The 18,509-nt window shown below is 67.6% G+C and carries 21 protein-coding genes; 8 read left to right on the top strand and 13 right to left on the bottom strand.

The features are described 5' to 3' along the window. Positions 1-9: 9 nt before the first annotated feature. Genes CLV01_RS08010 through CLV01_RS08000 form a run of 3 tightly spaced genes read right to left on the bottom strand, consistent with a single transcriptional unit; the run spans position 10 to position 973 of the window. Positions 10-375 (bottom strand): response regulator, encoded by a 366-nt coding sequence (locus CLV01_RS08010; protein ID WP_013804030.1) that lies wholly within the window; start codon positions 373-375, stop codon positions 10-12. Then, positions 375-773: a response regulator gene (locus CLV01_RS08005; protein ID WP_012203501.1), complete on the bottom strand. Its 399-nt coding sequence runs from the start codon at positions 771-773 to the stop codon at positions 375-377. The genes CLV01_RS08010 and CLV01_RS08005 overlap by 1 nt, the downstream gene beginning before the upstream one ends. A 47-nt stretch (positions 774-820) precedes the next feature. Then, positions 821-973 carry a rubredoxin gene (locus tag CLV01_RS08000; protein ID WP_013804031.1) on the bottom strand — a complete coding sequence of 51 codons (153 nt, stop codon included), beginning with the start codon at positions 971-973 and terminating at the stop codon, positions 821-823. 115 nt (positions 974-1,088) lie between these two features. On the opposite strand from CLV01_RS08000, the gene thiD reads away from it, so the two are divergent. Both thiD and hemL read left to right on the top strand, forming a co-directional pair. Continuing rightward, complete coding sequence (thiD, locus tag CLV01_RS07995; protein WP_012203499.1) at positions 1,089-2,045, top strand: bifunctional hydroxymethylpyrimidine kinase/phosphomethylpyrimidine kinase; 957 nt, start codon at positions 1,089-1,091, stop codon at positions 2,043-2,045. Between the two features lie 60 nt (positions 2,046-2,105). After that, entirely contained in the window at positions 2,106-3,422 is a 1,317-nt protein-coding gene (gene hemL / locus CLV01_RS07990; protein WP_373681038.1) for a glutamate-1-semialdehyde 2,1-aminomutase, read from the top strand. Between the two features lie 71 nt (positions 3,423-3,493). Here hemL and CLV01_RS07985 read toward each other — a convergent pair whose 3' ends face one another. The 7 genes from CLV01_RS07985 to CLV01_RS07955 all read right to left on the bottom strand — a co-directional run bounded on the left by CLV01_RS07985 (position 3,494) and on the right by CLV01_RS07955 (position 9,361). Further along, positions 3,494-3,892, bottom strand: a complete 399-nt coding sequence (locus CLV01_RS07985) for a hypothetical protein (RefSeq protein ID WP_099734592.1) — start codon at positions 3,890-3,892, stop codon at positions 3,494-3,496. 646 nt (positions 3,893-4,538) lie between these two features. Continuing rightward, positions 4,539-5,141, bottom strand: a complete 603-nt coding sequence (locus tag CLV01_RS07980) for a DNA-3-methyladenine glycosylase I (RefSeq protein ID WP_099734593.1) — start codon at positions 5,139-5,141, stop codon at positions 4,539-4,541. Positions 5,142-5,143: 2 nt separating this feature from the next. Then, positions 5,144-5,665 carry a c-type cytochrome gene (locus tag CLV01_RS07975; RefSeq protein WP_099734594.1) on the bottom strand — a complete coding sequence of 174 codons (522 nt, stop codon included), beginning with the start codon at positions 5,663-5,665 and terminating at the stop codon, positions 5,144-5,146. Continuing rightward, positions 5,665-7,263 carry a bifunctional phosphoribosylaminoimidazolecarboxamide formyltransferase/IMP cyclohydrolase gene (purH, locus tag CLV01_RS07970; protein ID WP_034390602.1) on the bottom strand — a complete coding sequence of 533 codons (1,599 nt, stop codon included), beginning with the start codon at positions 7,261-7,263 and terminating at the stop codon, positions 5,665-5,667. The genes CLV01_RS07975 and purH overlap by 1 nt, the downstream gene beginning before the upstream one ends. 48 nt (positions 7,264-7,311) lie before the next feature. Beyond that, on the bottom strand, positions 7,312-7,545 hold the full coding sequence (locus CLV01_RS07965; RefSeq protein WP_013804037.1) for a Fis family transcriptional regulator: 234 nt from the start codon (positions 7,543-7,545) through the stop codon (positions 7,312-7,314). Further along, on the bottom strand, positions 7,542-8,612 hold the full coding sequence (gene dusB, locus CLV01_RS07960) for a tRNA dihydrouridine synthase DusB (protein WP_013804038.1): 1,071 nt from the start codon (positions 8,610-8,612) through the stop codon (positions 7,542-7,544). Before dusB ends, CLV01_RS07965 begins: the two co-directional genes overlap by 4 nt. Before the next feature lie 143 nt (positions 8,613-8,755). Then, entirely contained in the window at positions 8,756-9,361 is a 606-nt protein-coding gene (locus CLV01_RS07955; RefSeq protein WP_099734595.1) for a hypothetical protein, read from the bottom strand. Between the two features lie 105 nt (positions 9,362-9,466). On the opposite strand from CLV01_RS07955, the gene CLV01_RS07950 reads away from it, so the two are divergent. Beyond that, entirely contained in the window at positions 9,467-9,991 is a 525-nt protein-coding gene (locus CLV01_RS07950) for a YqaA family protein (protein ID WP_013804040.1), read from the top strand. A 39-nt stretch (positions 9,992-10,030) separates the two neighbouring features. Here CLV01_RS07950 and CLV01_RS07945 read toward each other — a convergent pair whose 3' ends face one another. Continuing rightward, complete coding sequence (locus tag CLV01_RS07945; RefSeq protein ID WP_099734596.1) at positions 10,031-10,954, bottom strand: LysR family transcriptional regulator; 924 nt, start codon at positions 10,952-10,954, stop codon at positions 10,031-10,033. Positions 10,955-11,056: 102 nt separating this feature from the next. Here CLV01_RS07945 and CLV01_RS07940 point away from each other — a divergent pair, with 102 nt between their 5' ends. The 5 genes from CLV01_RS07940 (at position 11,057) to CLV01_RS07920 (ending at position 16,682) form a co-directional block, all read left to right on the top strand. Further along, the gene (locus CLV01_RS07940; RefSeq protein WP_012203489.1) at positions 11,057-11,761 is read left to right on the top strand and encodes a pirin family protein; all 705 of its coding nucleotides are present in this window, start codon (positions 11,057-11,059) and stop codon (positions 11,759-11,761) included. A 197-nt stretch (positions 11,762-11,958) separates the two neighbouring features. Further along, entirely contained in the window at positions 11,959-12,657 is a 699-nt protein-coding gene (locus tag CLV01_RS07935; protein WP_013804042.1) for a hydrolase, read from the top strand. Positions 12,658-12,697: 40 nt separating this feature from the next. Then, positions 12,698-12,976, top strand: a complete 279-nt coding sequence (locus tag CLV01_RS07930) for a XapX domain-containing protein (RefSeq protein ID WP_099734597.1) — start codon at positions 12,698-12,700, stop codon at positions 12,974-12,976. Positions 12,977-13,098: 122 nt separating this feature from the next. Beyond that, positions 13,099-14,997 (top strand): amidohydrolase, encoded by a 1,899-nt coding sequence (locus CLV01_RS07925; RefSeq protein ID WP_199136762.1) that lies wholly within the window; start codon positions 13,099-13,101, stop codon positions 14,995-14,997. Positions 14,998-15,008: 11 nt separating this feature from the next. Continuing rightward, the gene (locus CLV01_RS07920) at positions 15,009-16,682 is read left to right on the top strand and encodes an MFS transporter (protein WP_099734599.1); all 1,674 of its coding nucleotides are present in this window, start codon (positions 15,009-15,011) and stop codon (positions 16,680-16,682) included. A gap of 50 nt (positions 16,683-16,732) precedes the next feature. Here the strand turns inward: CLV01_RS07920 and CLV01_RS07915 are convergent, their stop codons facing one another. Next, complete coding sequence (locus CLV01_RS07915) at positions 16,733-17,371, bottom strand: response regulator transcription factor (RefSeq protein ID WP_013804046.1); 639 nt, start codon at positions 17,369-17,371, stop codon at positions 16,733-16,735. After that, positions 17,364-18,464, bottom strand: a complete 1,101-nt coding sequence (locus tag CLV01_RS07910) for a sensor histidine kinase (RefSeq protein ID WP_099734600.1) — start codon at positions 18,462-18,464, stop codon at positions 17,364-17,366. The genes CLV01_RS07915 and CLV01_RS07910 overlap by 8 nt, the downstream gene beginning before the upstream one ends. Positions 18,465-18,509: the final 45 nt, after the last annotated feature.

The following is an 18,509-nucleotide window of genomic DNA, read 5'->3' as shown; positions in this document are numbered from 1 at the left end:
CGCACCGCGTCAGTTCAGCGCCGCGATCTTGGCCTGCAGCTCGCCTGCATCCACCGGCTTGGTGATGTAGTCACGCGCGCCCTGGCGCATGCCCCAGACCCGGTCGGTTTCCTGGTTCTTGCTGGTGCACATGATGATGGGCAGGTCCGCGTACAGCGGGTCGCGCGTGATGGCGCGCGTGAGCTGAAAGCCGTTCTGGCCGGGCATGACCACGTCCATCAGGATCAGGTCGGGCCGGTCTTCGGCCAGGCTGCGCAGGGCTTCTTCGCCGTTCTCGGCCGTACGTACCTGCAGTCCCTGCTTTTGCAGCATGTCGGACAGAAACATCAGTTCGGTCTTGGAATCGTCCACGACCAGGACTTTGCGGATGGGCATCAAAGTGCTCCTATGGTTTGCTTGCCGAACTGCTCCACGGCCTGCAGCAGCTGGTCTTTGGTGAAGGGTTTCGTGAGGTAGTCCTGGCAGCCCACCATGCGCCCGCGCGCCTTGTCGAATACGCCGTCCTTGGACGAGAGCATGACCACGGGCGTATCGGAGAAGCGCGCGTTGCGCTTGATGATGGCGCAGGTCTGGTAGCCGTCCAGCTTGGGCATGAGGATGTCGCAGAAGATCAGCTGGGGCTGATAGTCGTTGACTTTGGACAGTGCGTCGAAGCCGTCGTCGGCCAGGAGCACTTCGTGCCCGCCCTGTTTGAGGAAGATTTCTGCGCTGCGGCGGATGGTATTGCTGTCATCCACCACGAGTACGCGCAAGGGTGCGCCCGATGTCGTCACTGAGAAACCTCCCGGAAATGTATGAGTCGGCGCGGGTGGTCCCGCGCTCAGATTTCGACCATCTCAAAGTCTTCTTTACGTGCACCGCATTCGGGACAGGTCCAATTCATGGGCACGTCATCCCAACGCGTCTGGGGTGCGATGCCATGCTCGGGGCAGCCTTGCGCCTCGTCATAGATCCACCCGCAGATCAAGCACATCCAAGTTTTAGGGTCGGTCACAGCTTAAAGGGCCTTCACATAGAATGCAACGATTGTATCTAGTCATAACCACCCGCCACGGCCTTCGCTGGCGGGGCGCAAACTGGGCTGAGCCATGGCATTGAACCCCTCCAACTCCCCCAGTCCCGACACCGAATTGGTGGACGAAACCGCTCCCGTATGCGTGCTGGTCTTCAACGCCAGCGACCCCAGCGGAGCAGGTGGCCTGTCGGCCGACATCGCCACCATCGCCTCGGTCGGCGGTCATCCGCTGCCCGTGGTCACGGGTGCCTACGCACGCGATTCGGCCAAGATCTTCGAGCATTTTCCCTTTGACGACGAGGCCGTGGCCGAGCAGGCGCGCGCCGTGCTGGAGGACATACCCGTGTCCGCCATCAAGGTCGGCTTCGTGGGCAGCCCGGGCAACCTGGCGGCGATCGCCGAGATAGCTTCCGACTATCCCGACATCCCCATCGTCTGCTACATGCCGGACCTGTCGTGGTGGGAGGAAGACCCGCTCGACCAGTACATGGACGCGCTCAAGGAACTTGTGCTGCCGCAAACCTCGGTGTTGGTTGGAAGCCACAGTACGCTGTGCCGCTGGCTGCTGCCCGACTGGAGCAACAGCCGCAGCCCCACGGCGCGCGACATCGCCATGGCGGCCGAGGCCCTGGAAGTGCCCTACGTGCTGGTCACCGGCATCCCCCTGCCCGACCAGTTCGTGGACAACGTGCTGGCCACGGCGCAGTCCGTGCTGGGCAACAGCAAGTACGAGATGTTCGACGCCACGTTCACCGGCTCGGGCGACACCCTGTCGGCCGCGCTGGCGGCCCTGGTGGCCAGCGGCAACGACCTGGGGCTGGCCACGCAGGAGGCGCTGGAGTACCTGGACCGCAGCCTGGACAGCGGCTTTCGCCCCGGCATGGGCCACTTCATCCCGGACCGCATGTTCTGGGCCCAGCCTGAGCCCGAGGACGAAGACGCCGAGGCCGCCGAGCCGCTCACCGAGCTTGACGCCGACACCCAGGCCATCGAAGGCTTCGTGATGCCTCCCCATGACACCAAGCATTGAGGCAGGCCACCCCCTGAGCGGCTGCGCCCTTGCTTGGCGCCTCTGGCTTGTACCCCGCACATGGCAGACTCCTGCACTATGACCACTGACCTGAATATTCCCCTGTTCGAACGCGCCAAGGCCGTGATCCCCGGCGGCGTGAATTCACCCGTGCGCGCCTTCAACGCCGTGGGCGGCACGCCGCGCTTCGTGCGCCGTGCGCAGGGCGCGCATTTCTGGGACGAGAACGCCCAGCAGTTCACCGACTACATCGGCTCCTGGGGTCCGATGATCCTGGGCCATGGCCACCCCGAGGTGATGGCCGCCGTGCAGGCCGCCGCGCTGGAAGGCTTCTCCTTCGGCGCGCCCACGGAGCGCGAGGTCGTGCTGGCCGAGAAGATCCTCTCGCTCATGCCCTCCATGGACATGGTGCGCATGGTCAGCTCGGGCACCGAGGCCGGCATGAGCGCGCTGCGCCTGGCGCGCGGCTTCACGGGCCGCAACAAGATCATCAAGTTCAACGGCTGCTACCACGGCCATGCCGACGCGCTGCTGGTCAAGGCCGGCTCGGGCCTGGCGACGTTCGGCGCCTCCTCCTCGGCCGGCGTGCCGCAGGACGTGGTCAAGGACACCGTGGTGCTGGAATACAACGACGTGGGCCAGCTCGAAGAGGCCTTCGCCCAGTTCGGCGACCAGATCGCCTGCGTGATCATGGAGCCCATTGCCGGCAACATGAACTTCGTGCGCGCCAGCGTGCCCTTCACGCGCCGCATCCGCGAACTCACGCGCGAGCATGGCGCGCTGATGGTCTACGACGAGGTGATGACGGGCTTTCGCGTGGCCCTGGGCAGCGCCCAGAGCCTGTACGCCCAGCAGATCGAAGGCTTTGCGCCCGACATCACCGTGCTGGGCAAGGTCATCGGCGGCGGCATGCCCATGGCGGCCTTCGGCGCGCGCCGCGAGATCATGGAAAAGCTCTCGCCCCTGGGCCCGGTCTACCAGGCCGGCACGCTGTCGGGCAACCCCATTGCCACGGCCTGCGGCCTCAAGACGCTGGAGCTGATCAGCGAGCCCGGCTTCCACGACGCCCTGCACGCGAAGACCGGCCGCCTGATGGCCGGCTTCAAGGCCGAGGCCGACGCCGCCGGCGTGCCCTTCAGCGTGGACCACCAGGGCGGCCTGTTCGGCTTCTACCTGCTGCCCGAGCTGCCCAGCACCTGGACCGAGGTCATGAAGACCGATGGCGCACGCTTCAACCGCTTCTTCCACGGCATGCTGGAGCGCGGCCACTACTTTGCGCCCGCCCTGTACGAGGCCGGCTTCGTGAGCGCCGCGCACACGGACGCGGACATCGACAAGACCATCGAAGCCGCGCGCGAAGTGTTCAAGACGCTCTGATATCCGCAGATATCTTCCCTTGCACGCCAACGCCACCAACGCCGTGATCCGGCGCTGGCGTGCAGGTCACATCACTCGTCGTCGCCCTGGTCCACGAACTCCACCAGCTCCGGCAGCATCTCCAGCTGCTGGATAGCGTCCTTGAGCCGCAAGCCGAAGCGTGATTCCGGCCGCCCGAAGGCGCCCTGCGCCAATCGCAGCGCCGCCGTTGCCTTGACCCATTCCACCTCGAAGGCATAGCGGTCCGCGTGCTGCTGGACACCCATGCGCTTGATGTGTTCCAGCGCCAGCTCCACGACGCAGTCCACATCGATTTCACTGTCGTCCCTGTCGGGATCGTCGGTCATCAGCTCGATCAACTGCTGCAGCGTGCTGTGCACCAGGCCCAGCGAAGCATGCATGGCCTGCTGCCAAGTGGGAAGAAGGGGTGGTTGGGGAGAGTTCGCCTGTACGGCGGTGAGAGGGTGCATGTCTTGGCTCCTGTTGGAATCAAGGAACCACCCGCGCCGCTTCGACACGGAAACAGGTGGACGGGATGTTCGAAGCACGTCAACAGCCGTGCGGACGCCCTTACGGGTAGTCCCATCCCGCCCATAACCGGCAGGACTCGCGCGCACGAACGCACCAGCCCCAAAGATCTGGACATGACAGAACCCCGCTTGTCGTTGGGGGTCACAAACGCTGTTGAAAAGGTGCTTCGACACACCGGGCCTTTCGGCCTGCCGCAAGTGTAATAGCTGAGTACTTCAAAACAAGGCCGAGCGCAGCGACGGCCCGCCCCCACTCCCCGTATGTCAGCGCCTGCGTCGGGCCGCCTGCGGGGTTGCAGTCCTGCCGAAGGACAGGACTGCCTCGTCATCTGACTCGCCGTGATTGTTTGAACGGAGCGCGCAGCGCGAAGTGAGTTTCACGGCGAACCCCGCAGGCGGCCCGACGCAGGTTGCCCCGCAGCGCAGCGAAGGGGTCGCGGACATTCGGGTCGTCTTTCTTTTGCCTCCTTTTCTTTGACGAATCAAAGAAAAGGAGGTCGGCCGCCGGGCCGAAACCCGGCCTCGAAAAACAACCACCCGGCAGGGTCAAAAACGAAACCCAGCCCTTACCAAAGCGAAGGCCCGTTCAGCCCAAGCGAAACGCCCCCCGCGCCCGCTCCACCTCACCCCTCACCACACACCCCAAAACATGGTCATTGACCAACCCCATGGCCTGCATGAACGAGTAGACAGTCGTAGGCCCCACGAACTTCCAACCGAGCTTCTTCAGCTCCTTGGACAGCGCCCGAGACTCGGCCGTCTCGGACACGGGCGCGCCACCACCGGTCACGGGTGCAGGCGCATGGCGCCAGAAGAAGGCCGACAGCGAGCCTTGCGCCTCCACCATCTCCAGCGCCCGCTGCGCGTTGTTGATCACGGCCTCGATCTTGCCGCGATGCCGCACGATGCCCGCATCGCCCAGCAGCCGCAGCACGTCGTCTTCGGTGAAGCGCGCGACCTGGTGGAAGTCGAAGCCCGCAAAGGCCGCGCGGAAGTTCTCGCGCTTGTTGAGGATGGTCAGCCAGCTCAGGCCGGACTGGAAGCCTTCGAGGCTGAGTTTCTCGAACAGGCGCCGGTCGTCGGTGACGGGAAAGCCCCATTCACGGTCGTGGTAGGCCAGGTAGCCGTCCGTGGCGGCGCACCAGTGGCAGCGCGGCCGGCCGTCGGGGGCGGTGAACAGGCGGGACATGGTCAGGACTTCCCGGGCTCGGGAGAGGGGAGGGACAGCAGCCAGGCCGCCATCTGCAGGGATTGCGCCGTATCGAGGTGCGGGTGGCGCGGCATGATGGCGCGGCCCCATTCGCCGGCCCCGCCCTCGCGGATCTTGCGCGCCAGGTAGTCGGCGGCATCTTCGCGGGCCCGGTAGCGCTCGGCGATCTGCTGGAAGGACGGGCCCACGTAGTGGCGCACCATGCCGTGGCAGCGCAGGCAGTCATTGCCCTCGACCAGGGCCTTGCCGGCAAGCAGCCGGGGGCCTGCATCTGTACCTGCACCTGCATTTGGATCTGCAGCTGCCGCCACGGCAGCCGCCGGCAGGCCCGCAGCAGGTGCAACGGGCGCAACAGCCGGCCCGCGCATGATGCGCCAGCCGATGTTGAAGACACCCAGAGCCACCAGCAGCATGAAGACCACGAGCGCCCAGCCCAGCCAGCGGGGCCGGTGGGGGGCGTCGTCGCCCTCGTCGTCTGCGTCAGGAGGCAGTTGGCCGGCCATCAGTGGCGGAAGTGGCGCACGCCGGTGAAGACCATGGCGACGCCGCGCTCGTTGGCGGCGTCAATGACTTCCTGGTCGCGCATGGAGCCACCGGGCTGGGCCACGCAGGTGGCGCCTGCGTCAACGACCACGTCCAGGCCGTCGCGGAAAGGGAAGAAGGCATCGCTGGCCACGACCGTGCCCTGCAGGCTCAGCTTGGCGGCTTCGGCCTTGATGGAGGCGATGCGCGCCGAGTCCAGGCGGCTCATCTGGCCTGCGCCCACGCCCATGGTCATGCCGTTCTTGCAGAACACGATGGCATTGCTCTTGACGTACTTGGCGACCTTCCAGGCGAACAGCAGGTCCTGCAGTTCTTCAGGAGTGGGTTGCTTGACGGTGACGACCTTGAGGTCGGCCAGGGCCAGCTCATGGTTGTCGGCGGTCTGCAGCAGCAGGCCCGAGCCGACGCGCTTGGCGTCCATGGCGTTGCGGCCCTGGTCCCAGGCGCGCTCTCCACCGGCCGGCAGGGCGATCTTCATCAGGCGCACATTGACCTTGGGCTTGAAGATTTCCAGCGCCTCGGCCGTGAAGTCGGGGGCCATCAGCACCTCGACGAACTGCTTGACCACGGCCTCGGCCGCCGCCTTGTCCACCGTGCGGTTGAAGGCGATGATGCCGCCGAAGGCGCTGGTGGGGTCGGTCTGGAAGGCCTTGGCATAGGCTTCGTGCGCGTCCTTGCCCACGGCCACGCCGCAGGGGTTGGCGTGCTTGACGATCACGCAGGCAGGCTGCTCGAAGCTCTTGACGCATTCCCAGGCAGCGTCGGCGTCGGCGATGTTGTTATACGACAGCTCCTTGCCCTGCAGCTGCTCGCCCGTGACCAGGGAGCCGGGAGCCGGATACAGGTCGCGGTACAGGGCGGCCTGCTGGTGGCTGTTTTCACCGTAGCGCAGGTCCTGCACCTTGGTGAAGTGGCCGTTGCTCTGGCCCGGGAAGGGGCTGCGCTCGGGCACGTAGGTTTCGGAGAGCTTCTCGTCCTCGAACTTCACGCTGGACAGGTAGTCGCTGATGGCGCCGTCGTACTGGGCGATGCGGTTGAAGGCGGCCACGGACAGCGCAAAGCGCAGCTTGTCGGACAGCTTTCCGTTGGCCTTCAGTTCACCCAGCACGGCCTCGTACTGGCCGGCGTCGGTGATCACGCCCACGTCGGCCCAGTTCTTGGCGGCAGAGCGAACCATGGCCGGGCCGCCGATGTCGATGTTCTCGATGGCGTCGGCCAGCGTACAGCCGGCCTTGGCCACGGTGGCCTCGAAGGGGTAGAGGTTCACCACCAGCAGGTCGATGGTGTCGATGCCGTGCTCCTTGAGGGCCGCCATGTGGGCGGGCAGCTCGCGGCGCGCCAGCAGGCCGCCGTGGACCTTGGGGTGCAGGGTCTTGACGCGGCCGTCCAGCATTTCGGGGAACTGGGTGACTTCGGCCACCTCGGTCACGGGCAGGCCGGCCTCGGCCAGCAGCTTGGCGGTGCCGCCGGTGGACAGCAGCTTGATGCCCAGGGCGTGCAGGCCTTGGGCGAATTCGACGATACCGGTCTTGTCAGAGACGGAGAGCAGGGCGTTCATGGGCGTCAGTGCAGGGAGTTTGAAGAAATGGAGATTCGTGCCTGCCGCTCAGAGCATGTCGTGCTCTAGCAGCTTCTTGCGCAGCGTGTTGCGGTTCAGGCCCAGCCAGTCGGCAGCGCGGGACTGGTTGTTGTCGGCCTGGGTCATCACCACTTCCAGCAGCGGCTTTTCGACCAGGTGGATCAGCATGTCGTACATGCCGTTGGGCTTTTCGCCGTCGAGATCGCGGAAATACCCCTCCAGGCTTTCACGCACGCATTGTTCGATGTTCTGGTTGCTCATACTGTCATTCCTGCGGGCTCTCCGAATTCGGCGCTTGTGGCGCCGGCATCGATGGCGGCCGGTATCCGGTCCATCTGTGCGCCCAGGGCGTCCAGATAGTCGGCCACGGCCTGCCATTGCACCGCGCAGTCCTCGATGGTGTTGATGTGTTGTCTGAATGCTTCACCGCCCGGCAGGCTGCGCAGGTACCAGGCGATGTGCTTGCGCGCGCTGCGCACGCCGGTGCCCTCGCCGTACAGGCTGTAGTGGTCCTGCAGGTGGTCCAGCAGCAGCCGGCGCAGTTCGGCCACCAGCGGCGGGGCCATGTGCTCGCCCGTGGCCATGAAGTGCGCGATCTCGCGGAAGATCCACGGCCGACCCTGGGCCGCGCGGCCGATCATCACGGCATCGGCGCCCGTGTAGGCGAGCACGTCGCGCGCCTTCTCGGGGCTGGTGATGTCGCCATTGGCCACCACCGGCACGCGCACCGCCGCCTTGACGGCAGCGATGGTGTCGTACTCGGCAAAGCCCTTGTAACCCTGCTCGCGCGTGCGGCCGTGCACGGTGAGCATCTGTATGCCCACCTCCTCGAAGCGGCGGGCCAGCACCACGGCGTTCCTGTGCGCGTCGCACCAGCCGGTGCGCATCTTCAGCGTGACGGGCACGCCGTGCGGGGCGCAGGCCTCTACCACAGCCTGGGCAATCTCCACGGCCAGGGCCTCGTTCTGCATCAGGGCCGAGCCGGCCCATTTGTTGCAGACCTTCTTGGCCGGGCAGCCCATGTTGATGTCGATGATCTGGGCGCCGCGGTCCAGGTTGTAGCGCGCGGCCTCGGCCATCATCTCGGCGTCCGTGCCCGCGATCTGCACCGCGATGGGGCCGGGCTCGCCTTCATGGTTGGCGCGGCGCGAGGTCTTGAGGCTGTTCCACAGGTCCTTGCGCGATGTCACCATCTCGCTGACCGCGTAGCCCGCGCCCAGGGCCTTGCACAGCTGGCGGAACGGCCGATCCGTCACCCCGGCCATGGGGGCGACGAACAGGCGATTGGCCAGGGCATGGGGGCCTATGGACAGGGGTGGGGAGGACATCGGAAAAGCCGGAGAAAACGCGCGCGCCGAGCACAAAACGGGCGGCAACAAAGGACCAAGATTGTACCTGCCCAAATTTTCAGCAGGGCTAAAACCGGGCCGTCAAGACGGCCAAGCAGCGAAAACAAGACAGTGCGCAGTTTTCATGGTGTGGGCACGAAGGTGCGCACCTGGCCCGGAACGGCCTGCAACCCGTAGGCACCGAGCCGGCCCTGCCACCAGCGGCGGTTGAATTGCACGTCGGGAGAGACCTGGTCGTCGGGCATGGGGCGCAGGCCGACCTTCTGCAGCCCGGCTTTCGGCTGCCCGGCTGCCTGCGGCCCAGCTGTCTGCAGCCCAGCCTCCAATCCCAGGTCCAGCGCCTCGCCGTCGGCCAGCGGGCCGCGCACCACGGCCATGGCCTTGCGCCCGTCGGTCACCCAGGCGTCCAGCACCAGGGCCGGGCCGGGCTCGGACCCGGCCAGGCTCACGCAGCCTTGCAGACGCGGCTCCAGGCCCAGCGGCTCCAGCTCGCGCTGCAGCTGCTCCAGCCTGTCGCCCACGGCCGGGTCTGGCAGGGTGCAGCCCTTGGCCTGCAGCGCTTTGCCCCAGGCGGAGGGCGGTGCAGCCTGGGCGGGCGGCGCCTGGACAGCGGCCTGTGCCACCACGGTGGTGTCCTTGCCTGGCGATGGCTGCAACGCAGCGCAGCCGGCCAGGCCGGCTGCTGCCATTCCCAATGCCGCCCATCCTGCAATCCGCCCTGTCTGCATGACGCCCCCTGTGCTTGTGGTTCTGGAACGGGTTCCACGATAGCTTCAGGCCGACAAGGCGTCAGCCAGCGCAGACCTACACTTACAGCACCTATGGAAGTCTGGATGCATCAACTGCTGGGCTGGTTGGCGCTGCCGCAGTTCGGCCTCAGCACCGTGTTCATCGTGGCCCTGATCTCGGCCACGCTGCTGCCGCTGGGCTCGGAGCCTGCGGTGGTGGGCCTGCTGCAGCTCAACCCCGATCTGTTCTGGCAAACGGTCTTCGTGGCCACGGCCGGCAATACGCTGGGCGGCGCCATCAGCTGGTGGATGGGGCTGGGTGCGCACAAGGCCTGGCGTGCGGCCCGCGAGCGCCGGCGCGCCGGACTGCCCGAGGATCTGCGGGCCAAGCCGCCCCGCGCCCTGTCCCGCCACGAGCGCCGCGCCCGCGTGTGGCTGCGCCGCCTGGGCGCCAAGGCCTGCCTGCTGAGCTGGCTGCCCGTGGTGGGCGATCCGCTGTGCGCCGTGGCCGGCTGGCTGCGGCTGCCGTTCTGGCCCTGCGTGTTCTACATGGCCATCGGCAAGTTCCTGCGCTATGTGGTGATGACGGTGGTGCTGCTGCAGCTGCTGCCGGCCTCCTGGGCCAGCTGAGGCCGAAGCCCTCCCACCTAAGCCCTCCCCTTTAGCGATCTACGCCTGCGGCTCGCGCGCCCAGGGCGCCAGCGCGAAGTGCGTGGCCAGGAAATCGATCAGCGCCTGCACGCGCGCCGGCCGGGCGCGCCCCGGCGGCGTGACGATGTGCAGGGCGATGGAGGGCACCTGCCAGTCATCCATGCAGGTCTGCAGCGCACCCGATTGCAAATCTTCCCAGGCCAGGAATTCGGGCTGCAGGGCCAGGCCCAGCCCGGCGCGCAGGGCCGGCGCCAGTCCCTCGGCATTGTTCACGCGCATGGCCGTGGGCACGACCTGGGCGAACTCGCCCCGGCGCGCATGCACGAAGCGCCAGGCCTCGCCCAGGCGGCTGTGCACATAGCGCAGCGCGCGGTGCTGCGCCAGCTCGCGCGGATGGGAGGGGCGGCCGTGGCGCTCGAAGTATTCGGGTGATCCCACCAGCAGCAGGCGCACCGTGCACAGGCGCCGCGCCAGCAGGCTGGAGTCGGGCAGCGAGGAGATGCGCAGCGCGATGTCGAAGCCCTGGGCCACGACGTCGATCAGCTCGTCGCTGAAGTGCAGGTCCAGCGTGACTTCCGGGTGCTCGGCCATGAAGGCGGGCACGGCCGGCGCCAGGTGCGAGATGCCGAACGACATGGGCGCCGCAATGCGGATGGGGCCGCGCAGGCTTTTGGACTGCTCGCTGATCTCGGCCTCCACGGCCTCGCCCTCGGCCAGGATGCGCGCGGCGCGCTCCAGCGAGGCCTGGCCGCTGGCCGTCAGCGACATGCGCCGCGAGGTGCGGTGGAACAGGCTGGTCTTGAGCCGCGTCTCCAGCCGCGTGATGGCCTTGGAGATGGTGGGCTGGGAGACGCCCAGGTCGGCGGCGGCCTTGGCGAAGGAGCCCGTCTCGGCCACCTTGGCGAAGACGGCCCAGGCTTCGAGGTCAGGAAGTCTTGGCATGAAAGTTTTGGAATAGATGTCTTTGCATATTTTCTATTCTCTTCTTGATCGGCAAAACATAAAGTTCATCCATCGCAACACACAACGCAGCAGGAGAACACCATGATCGAACGCCGTCCCTTCCAAGCCCTTGGCGGTGCCAACCACGGCTGGCTCGATGCCAAGCATCACTTTTCCTTCGCCGGCTACCACGATCCGGCCCGCATGGGCTGGGGCGCGCTGCGGGTGTGGAACGACGACACCATCGCCGCCGGCACGGGCTTCCCGCCCCATGCCCACGCCAACATGGAAATCATCACCTATGTCCGTGAAGGCGCCATCACCCACCAGGACAGCCTGGGCAACAAGGGCCGCACCGAAGCGGGCGATGTGCAGGTGATGAGCGCGGGCACCGGCATCCGCCACTCGGAATACAACCAGGAAAAGGACACGACGCGGATCTTCCAGATCTGGATCATGCCCGACGAGCGCGGCCAGCAGCCCCCGTCCTGGGGTGCCAAGCCCTTTCCCAAGGGCGAGCGCTCGGGCAGCTTCGTGGCCCTGGCCAGCGGCCTGCCCGGCGACGAGGACGCCCTGCCCATCCGCACCGCCGCCCGGGTGCTGGGCGCCACGCTGAAGGCCGGCGAGAGCACGGAGTACCGCATCGGCCGCGACCGCCTGGGCTACCTGGTGCCGGCCAGCGGCTCGGTGCAGATCGACGGCGTGACGCTGCAGGAGCGCGACGGCGCCGCCATCAGCGATGTGGACAGCTTCCGTGTGACGGCCCTGGCCGACACCGAGCTGGTGCTCGTCGACACGGCGCGCTGAAGCGCCATTGCCCCTCCCGGAGCCGCCCCGGCTCCGGCCGGGGCCCGGTGCGCAAACGTTCAAAAACCGCGCAAATCATCTATCCCAAGTTGAGAACGGTTCTTAATATTCACCGCTCTCCGGCAGGGCCTGTCCGGCCCGCCTGTCTTCCTCGAAAAATTTCCCCTACCCGTCCCAACTGCCTCCAGGAGATCACCATGACCGACCGCAAGTACCTCGAAGTCCTGACCCCCGCCAACAGCCAGATCATCTTCATCGACCAGCAGCCCCAGATGGCCTTCGGCGTGCAGTCCATCGACCGCCAGGTGCTCAAGAACAACGTGGTGGGCCTGGCCAAGGCGGCCAAGGCCTTCGGCATTCCCGCCACCATCACCACGGTGGAGACGGGCAGCTTCTCCGGCCACACCTATCCCGAACTGCTGGCCGTGTTCCCCGAGCACCAACTGCTGGAGCGCAGCTCCATGAACTCCTGGGACGACCAGAACGTGCGGGACGCACTGGCCAGGAACGCCGCCCAGGGCCGCAAGAAGATCGTGGTCTCCGGCCTGTGGACCGAGGTGTGCAACACCACCTTCGCCCTGTCGGCCCTGCATGACACGGACTACGAGATCTACATGGTGGCCGACGCCTCGGGCGGCACGTCGCTGGACGCGCACAACTACGCCATGGACCGCATGGTGCAGGCCGGCGTGGTGCCCGTCACCTGGCAGCAGGTGCTGCTGGAATGGCAGCGCGACTGGGCCCGCCGCGAGACCTACGACGCGGTGATGGACATCGTGCGCGAGCATTCCGGCGCCTACGGCATGGGCGTGGACTATGCCTACACCATGGTGCACAAGGCCGCCGAGCGCGTGCAGCATGGCGAGACCATGGGGCCCAACCCCGCCAAGGTCTGAGCACCAGCGCCGCCGCCGGCCCCGTCCACGGAGTGACACCATGAAGCTCTACGCACTTTCCCTTGGGGCCGGCCTGCTGGTCGGTGTGGTCTACAGCCTGCTGCAGGTGCGCTCGCCCGCACCGCCGCTGGTGGCCCTGGTCGGCCTGCTGGGCATCCTGGCCGGCGAGCAGATCGTGCCCGTGGGCCGGCACCTGCTGCAGGGCATGGACCTGCGCAGCGCCTGCAGCAAGACGCAGGCCACCGAGCATGTGCTGGGCCAGCTGCCCGGCCGCAAGAACGCCGATGCCGATGCCGATGCCGATCGGCACCACGGCTGACCCCTCCCCCTCTCCAAGAAAACTGCACCATGACCACGCGCAGAAAAGTCCTGGGCTCCGCCGCCACCCTTGCCATGGGTGGACTGCTGGGTTGCACCACCAACGCTCGCCAAGGAGCCTCCATGTCCGATTCCACGCCCGAAGTCATCTTCCACAACGGCCGCTTCACCACGCTGAACAAGGCCCAGCCCACCGCCACCGCCGTGGCCGTGAAGGACGGCCGGTTCATCGCCGTGGGCTCGGACGCCGAGGTGCTGGCCCTGGCCGGCAGCGGCACGCGCCGCATCGATCTGCAGCGCCGCAGCGTGCTGCCCGGCCTGTTCGACAACCACACGCACGTGATCCGTGGCGGCCTGAACTTCAACCTGGAGCTGCGCTGGGACGGCGTGCGCTCGCTGGCCGACGCGCTGGACATGCTCAAGCGCCAGGTGGCCATCACGCCTGCGCCGCAGTGGGTGCGCGTGGTCGGCGGTTTCACCGAGCACCAGTTCGTGGAAAAGCGCCTGCCCACCATCGACGAGATCAACGCCATCGCGCCCGATACGCCGGTCTTCCTGCTGCACCTGTATGACCGCGCCTTGCTCAACGCCGCCGCCCTGCGTGCCGTGGGCTACACCCGCGACACGCCCCAGCCTGCAGGCGGCGAGATCACGCGCGATGCCAACGGCAACCCCACGGGTCTGCTGCTGGCCAAGCCCAACGCCACCATCCTCTACAGCACGCTGGCCAAGGGACCCAAGCTGCCGCTGGACTACCAGGTCAATTCCACGCGCCACTTCATGCGCGAACTCAACCGCCTGGGCGTGACCGGCGTCATCGATGCGGGCGGGGGCTTCCAGAACTACCCCGACGACTACGACGTGATCCAGAAGCTCAGCGACGCCAACCAGATCACCGTGCGCCTGGCCTACAACCTGTTCACGCAAAAGCCCAAGGAGGAGAAGGCCGACTTCCTCAACTGGACGCAAAGCGTGAAGTACAAGCAGGGCAACGACTATTTCCGCCACAACGGCGCGGGCGAGATGCTGGTGTACTCGGCCGCCGACTTCGAGGACTTCCGCCAGCCGCGCCCCGACATGCCGCCCAGCATGGAGGGCGACCTGGAGGAAGTGGTGCGCGTGCTGGTGCAGAACCAATGGCCGTGGCGCCTGCACGCCACCTATGACGAGACCATCTCGCGCGCGCTCGATGTGTTCGAGAAGGTGCACCGCGACACGCCCATCGACGGCCTGAACTGGTTCTTCGACCATGCCGAGACCATTTCGGACAAGTCCATCGACCGCATTGCGGCGCTGGGCGGCGGCGTGGCCGTGCAGCACCGCATGGCCTACCAGGGCGAATATTTCACCGAACGCTACGGCGCACGCGCCACCGAGGCCACACCGCCCGTCAAGAAGATCCTGGAGCGCGGCGTGAAAACCTCGGCCGGCACGGACGCCACGCGCGTGGCCTCCTACAACCCCTGGGTGTCGCTGTCGTGGATGGTGACGGGCAAGACCGTGGGCGGCCTGCAGATGTACCCCCAGCGCAACCTGCTGGACCGCGAGACCGCGCTGCGCATGTGGACCGAGAACGTGGCCTGGTTCTCCAACGAGGAAGGCCTGCGCGGCCGCATCCAGGTGGGCCAGCTGGCCGACATGATCGTGCCCAGCAAGGACTACTTCGCCGTGCCCGAGGACGAGATCTCCTTCCTCACCTCCGAGCTCACCGTGGTGGGCGGCCGCGTGGTCTATGGCGCAGGCCCCTTCCAGCAGCATGACGACAACCCGCTGCCGCCGGCCATGCCCGACTGGTCGCCCGTGCGGCGCTTTGGCGGCTACGGCGCCTGGGGCGAGCCCGAGGGCGCGGGCAGGAACTCGCTCAACCCCGCGCGCTACCGCAGCCTGGCGGCAGCCTGCGGCTGCGGCACCAGCTGCGGCATGCACGGCCACAGCCATGCCGACGCATGGGCATCGAACGTGCCGGCCTCCGACCCCAAGAGCTTCTTCGGCGCGCTGGGCTGCTCCTGCTGGATGGCCTGAGGAGCAAGGCCATGTCCATCGATTCCAAGCCGTCTGCCCCAGCTGTTTCCGGCAGTTCCTCCGGCAGCTTCGCGCCGCTGCGCCAGCCCGTGTTCGCCGTGCTGTGGGCCGCCACGGTGCTGGGCAATATCGGCAGCTTCATGCGCGATGTGGCCAGCTCCTGGATGGTGACCGAGCTGTCGGCCAGCCCGGCCGCCGTGGCCCTGATCCAGACGGCGGCCACGCTGCCCATCTTCCTGCTGGCGATTCCGGCCGGCGTGCTGTCGGACATCCTGGACCGCCGCCGTTTCCTGATCGGCATCCAGATCCTGCTGGCCGCCGTCAGCGCCAGCCTGCTGCTGCTGGCACGCACCAACACGCTGACCGTGGAGTACCTAGTGGCGCTGACCTTCGTGGGCGGCATAGGCGCGGCGCTGATGGGGCCGACCTGGCAGTCCATCGTGCCCGAGCTGGTGCCGCGCAGTGACCTCAAGAACGCGGTGGCGCTGAACTCGCTGGGCATCAACATCGCACGCGCCCTGGGCCCTGCGGCCGGCGGCCTGCTGCTGGCCAGCTTCGGCGCGGCGGCGGCCTATGGCGCGGACGTGGCCAGCTACGTGTTCGTGATCGCCGCGCTGGTCTGGTGGAAGCGCCCCAAGGCCGAGGCCTCGGCCCTGAATGAGCAGTTCTTCGGCGCATTCCGCGCAGGCCTGCGCTATGCCCGCTCCAGCCGCGAGCTGCATGTGGTGCTGCTGCGCGCCGCCGTGTTCTTCCTCTTCGCCAGCTCGGTCTGGGCCCTGCTGCCGCTGGTGGCGCGGCGCATGCTGGGCGGCTCGGCAGGCTTTTACGGCGTGATGCTGGGCGCCGTGGGCGCAGGCGCCATCCTGGGCGCCCTGCTGCTGCCGCGCCTGCGCAAAAGGCTGGATGCCGATGGCCTGGTGCTGCTGTCCTCCGTGCTCAGCGCCGCCGTGATGGCCGCGCTGTCCACGGCGCCGCCGCAATGGGCCGCCGTGCTGCTGATGCTGGTGCTGGGCCTGGGCTGGATCATTGCGCTGACCACGCTCAACGGCGTGGCCCAGGCGGTGCTGCCCAACTGGGTGCGCGGCCGCGGGCTGGCCATCTACCTGATGGTGTTCAACGGCGCCATGGCGGGCGGCAGCCTGGCCTGGGGGCTGTTCGCGCAGGGCGTGGGCATTCCCACGGCACTGCTGATCGGCGCGGCGGGCCTGGTGGCCATCTCGCTGGTGTTCCACCGCATCAAGCTGCCCACGGGCGAGGCGGACCTGCAGGCCTCCAACCACTGGCCCGAGCCACTGCTGGCAGAGCCCGTGGCCCATGACCGTGGCCCGGTGATGATCCAGGTGGAATACCAGGTGCGCCGCGACGACCTGCCAGCCTTCATCGAGGCCATGCAGCATGTGGCGCGCGAACGGCGGCGCGACGGCGCCTATGCCTGGGGCATTGCCGAGCACACGGGCGAGCCGGGCCGGGTGATCGAGTGGTTCCTGGTGGAGTCCTGGGCCGAGCATCTGCGCCAGCACCAGCGCGTGTCCAAGGCCGATGCCGATCTGCAGGCCCAGGCGCTGCGCTTTCACATCGGCCCCGAGCGGCCCGTGGTCCACCACTTCCTGGCGCTGGATGCCGCCAGTGCTGCCAGTGCCGCAAGCGGGCCTGCGCAGGCACCGGCGCACGGCCACGCCCACTGAAGCGTTGCGGCAGGCCTGCCCCTGGCCTGCGCCCGGCCTGCCAGGACACCTCAGCGGATATCCAGCCGCTCCAGCGCACGCACCAGGTCGGCCAGCGTGCGCACCTGCATCTTGCGCATGGCCTGGCCACGCCGCACCTTCACCGTGATCTCGCTCACGCCCAGGTCCGCCGCGATCTGCTTGTTCAGCAGGCCGCGCACCACGCCCACGACCACTTCCTGCTCGCCCGGCGACAGCGACTGCCAGCAGGCGCGCAGCGCCTGTTCGCCGGCCTCCAGCGCGCGGCGCTGGCGGTCCAGGGCAATGCCCTGCTGGATGGCGTCCAGCAGGTCCTGGTCGCGGAAGGGCTTGGTCAGGAACTCGATGGCGCCGGTCTTCATGGCCTCCACGCTCATGGGAATGTCGCCATGGCCGGTGATGAAGATGGTGGGCAGCTTCAGGCCCATCTCCAGCATCTGGCGCCGGAAGTCCATGCCGCTTTGGCCCGGCATGCGGATGTCCAGCACCAGGCATGCAGGCCCCGCGGGCGGCTGCCGCTGCCAGTGGTCCAGAAACTCGCGCGTGGCGCCGAAGGCGCGCACGCACAGGCCTACCGAAGCCAGCAGGTCCTCGATGGCGGCACGCACCGAGGCGTCGTCATCGACGATGTAGACAAGTGCCTCGGCTTCGGCGGTGGAAGGTTCAGCCATGGCGCAATCCCGTGGAAGACCTGTCGCCCGTGGCCGGGGCGCAGGCAATGGTGATGTGAAAGACCGTGCCGCCGCGCATGTCCTCGCGGTCCGTGGCCCAGATGCGGCCGCCGTTGGCCTCGGCCATGTGGCGGCAGATGTTCAGGCCCAGGCCCATGCCGTCGGGCTTGGTGGTCCAGAAGGCATCGAACAGGTGGGTGCGGGCCAGCGGCGACAGGCCTTCGCCCGCATCGGCCACGGTCAGTACCAGTTGCTGGCCCAGGGCCTGGGTGGTGACGGTGATGCGCCGCTGCGCGGCCGGCGTGCCCTGCATGGCATCCATGGCATTGAGCAGCAGGTTGGCCAGCACCTGCTGGATGTGCACGCGGTCGGCCCAGGCCGGCTGCAGCGCGGGCGCCAGTTGCAGGTCCAGGGCCACGCCGCGCCGGTCCAGCTCGGCGTCCGACAGGCGCGCCATCTCGCGCACGGCGTCGTTGAGGTCGAAGGACTGGCGGCTGGGCACCTCGCCGCGCGCCATGCTGCGGATGCGGGCAATGACATCGCTGGCGCGCTGCGCATCGCCCAGGATGCGCTCCAGCGCCTGGCCGGCCTTGGCCAGATTGGGCGGCTCCTGGGCCAGCCAGCGCTGGCAGGCATTGCCGCTGGTGACGATGGCCGCCAGCGGCTGGTTGACCTCATGGGCGATGGAGGCCGTCAACTGCCCCAGGCTGGTGGTCTGGGTGATGCGCATCAGCTGGGTGCGCGCCTCATGGGCCGCGTTCTGGGCCGCCACCATCTTCAGGCCCAGATAGGCCGTGATGGCAATGGCCAGGATGCTGATCACCATGTTGATCAGTCCGGTGCGATAGGCACCGGCAGGCGTGAGCGCAAAGCTGGCCAGGGTCAGCACGATGCACAGCGCCGTGAGGCCGATGACCACGCGCGGGCTGAACCAGCGCACCGCCACCAGGATGATGGCGGTATGGAACACGGCGGCCGCCACGGCGTAGTCGGTCAGCGTGTCCAGCGCGAAGATCGCGGCCATGGCAGCCACCATGGCCGCCAGGATCAGGGCGCGGGGCCAATGGGGAAAGCGGCGCAGAGCGGTGGTCATGGCGTGCAGGGCTGCGATGAGGGCGTGTCGATTGTGTCGCAAGAT

The organism is Delftia sp. 60 (assembly GCF_002754395.1).
GTDB classification, from domain to species: Bacteria; Pseudomonadota; Gammaproteobacteria; order Burkholderiales; family Burkholderiaceae_C; genus Comamonas; species Comamonas acidovorans.
This window is presented reverse-complemented; position numbering and strand designations above follow the sequence as displayed.

Coding starts and splice junctions, on each gene's coding strand:
- CLV01_RS08010 (WP_013804030.1), bottom strand. CDS start 375: ATGCCCATCCGCAAAGTCCTGGTCGTGGACGATTCCAAGACCGAACTG.
- CLV01_RS08000 (WP_013804031.1), bottom strand. CDS start 973: ATGTGCTTGATCTGCGGGTGGATCTATGACGAGGCGCAAGGCTGCCCC.
- thiD (WP_012203499.1), top strand. CDS start 1,089: ATGGCATTGAACCCCTCCAACTCCCCCAGTCCCGACACCGAATTGGTG.
- hemL (WP_373681038.1), top strand. CDS start 2,106: ATGGCAGACTCCTGCACTATGACCACTGACCTGAATATTCCCCTGTTC.
- CLV01_RS07985 (WP_099734592.1), bottom strand. CDS start 3,892: ATGCACCCTCTCACCGCCGTACAGGCGAACTCTCCCCAACCACCCCTT.
- CLV01_RS07980 (WP_099734593.1), bottom strand. CDS start 5,141: ATGTCCCGCCTGTTCACCGCCCCCGACGGCCGGCCGCGCTGCCACTGG.
- CLV01_RS07975 (WP_099734594.1), bottom strand. CDS start 5,665: ATGGCCGGCCAACTGCCTCCTGACGCAGACGACGAGGGCGACGACGCC.
- purH (WP_034390602.1), bottom strand. CDS start 7,263: ATGAACGCCCTGCTCTCCGTCTCTGACAAGACCGGTATCGTCGAATTC.
- CLV01_RS07965 (WP_013804037.1), bottom strand. CDS start 7,545: ATGAGCAACCAGAACATCGAACAATGCGTGCGTGAAAGCCTGGAGGGG.
- dusB (WP_013804038.1), bottom strand. CDS start 8,612: ATGTCCTCCCCACCCCTGTCCATAGGCCCCCATGCCCTGGCCAATCGC.
- CLV01_RS07955 (WP_099734595.1), bottom strand. CDS start 9,361: ATGCAGACAGGGCGGATTGCAGGATGGGCGGCATTGGGAATGGCAGCA.
- CLV01_RS07950 (WP_013804040.1), top strand. CDS start 9,467: ATGCATCAACTGCTGGGCTGGTTGGCGCTGCCGCAGTTCGGCCTCAGC.
- CLV01_RS07945 (WP_099734596.1), bottom strand. CDS start 10,954: ATGCCAAGACTTCCTGACCTCGAAGCCTGGGCCGTCTTCGCCAAGGTG.
- CLV01_RS07940 (WP_012203489.1), top strand. CDS start 11,057: ATGATCGAACGCCGTCCCTTCCAAGCCCTTGGCGGTGCCAACCACGGC.
- CLV01_RS07935 (WP_013804042.1), top strand. CDS start 11,959: ATGACCGACCGCAAGTACCTCGAAGTCCTGACCCCCGCCAACAGCCAG.
- CLV01_RS07930 (WP_099734597.1), top strand. CDS start 12,698: ATGAAGCTCTACGCACTTTCCCTTGGGGCCGGCCTGCTGGTCGGTGTG.
- CLV01_RS07925 (WP_199136762.1), top strand. CDS start 13,099: ATGTCCGATTCCACGCCCGAAGTCATCTTCCACAACGGCCGCTTCACC.
- CLV01_RS07920 (WP_099734599.1), top strand. CDS start 15,009: ATGTCCATCGATTCCAAGCCGTCTGCCCCAGCTGTTTCCGGCAGTTCC.
- CLV01_RS07915 (WP_013804046.1), bottom strand. CDS start 17,371: ATGGCTGAACCTTCCACCGCCGAAGCCGAGGCACTTGTCTACATCGTC.
- CLV01_RS07910 (WP_099734600.1), bottom strand. CDS start 18,464: ATGACCACCGCTCTGCGCCGCTTTCCCCATTGGCCCCGCGCCCTGATC.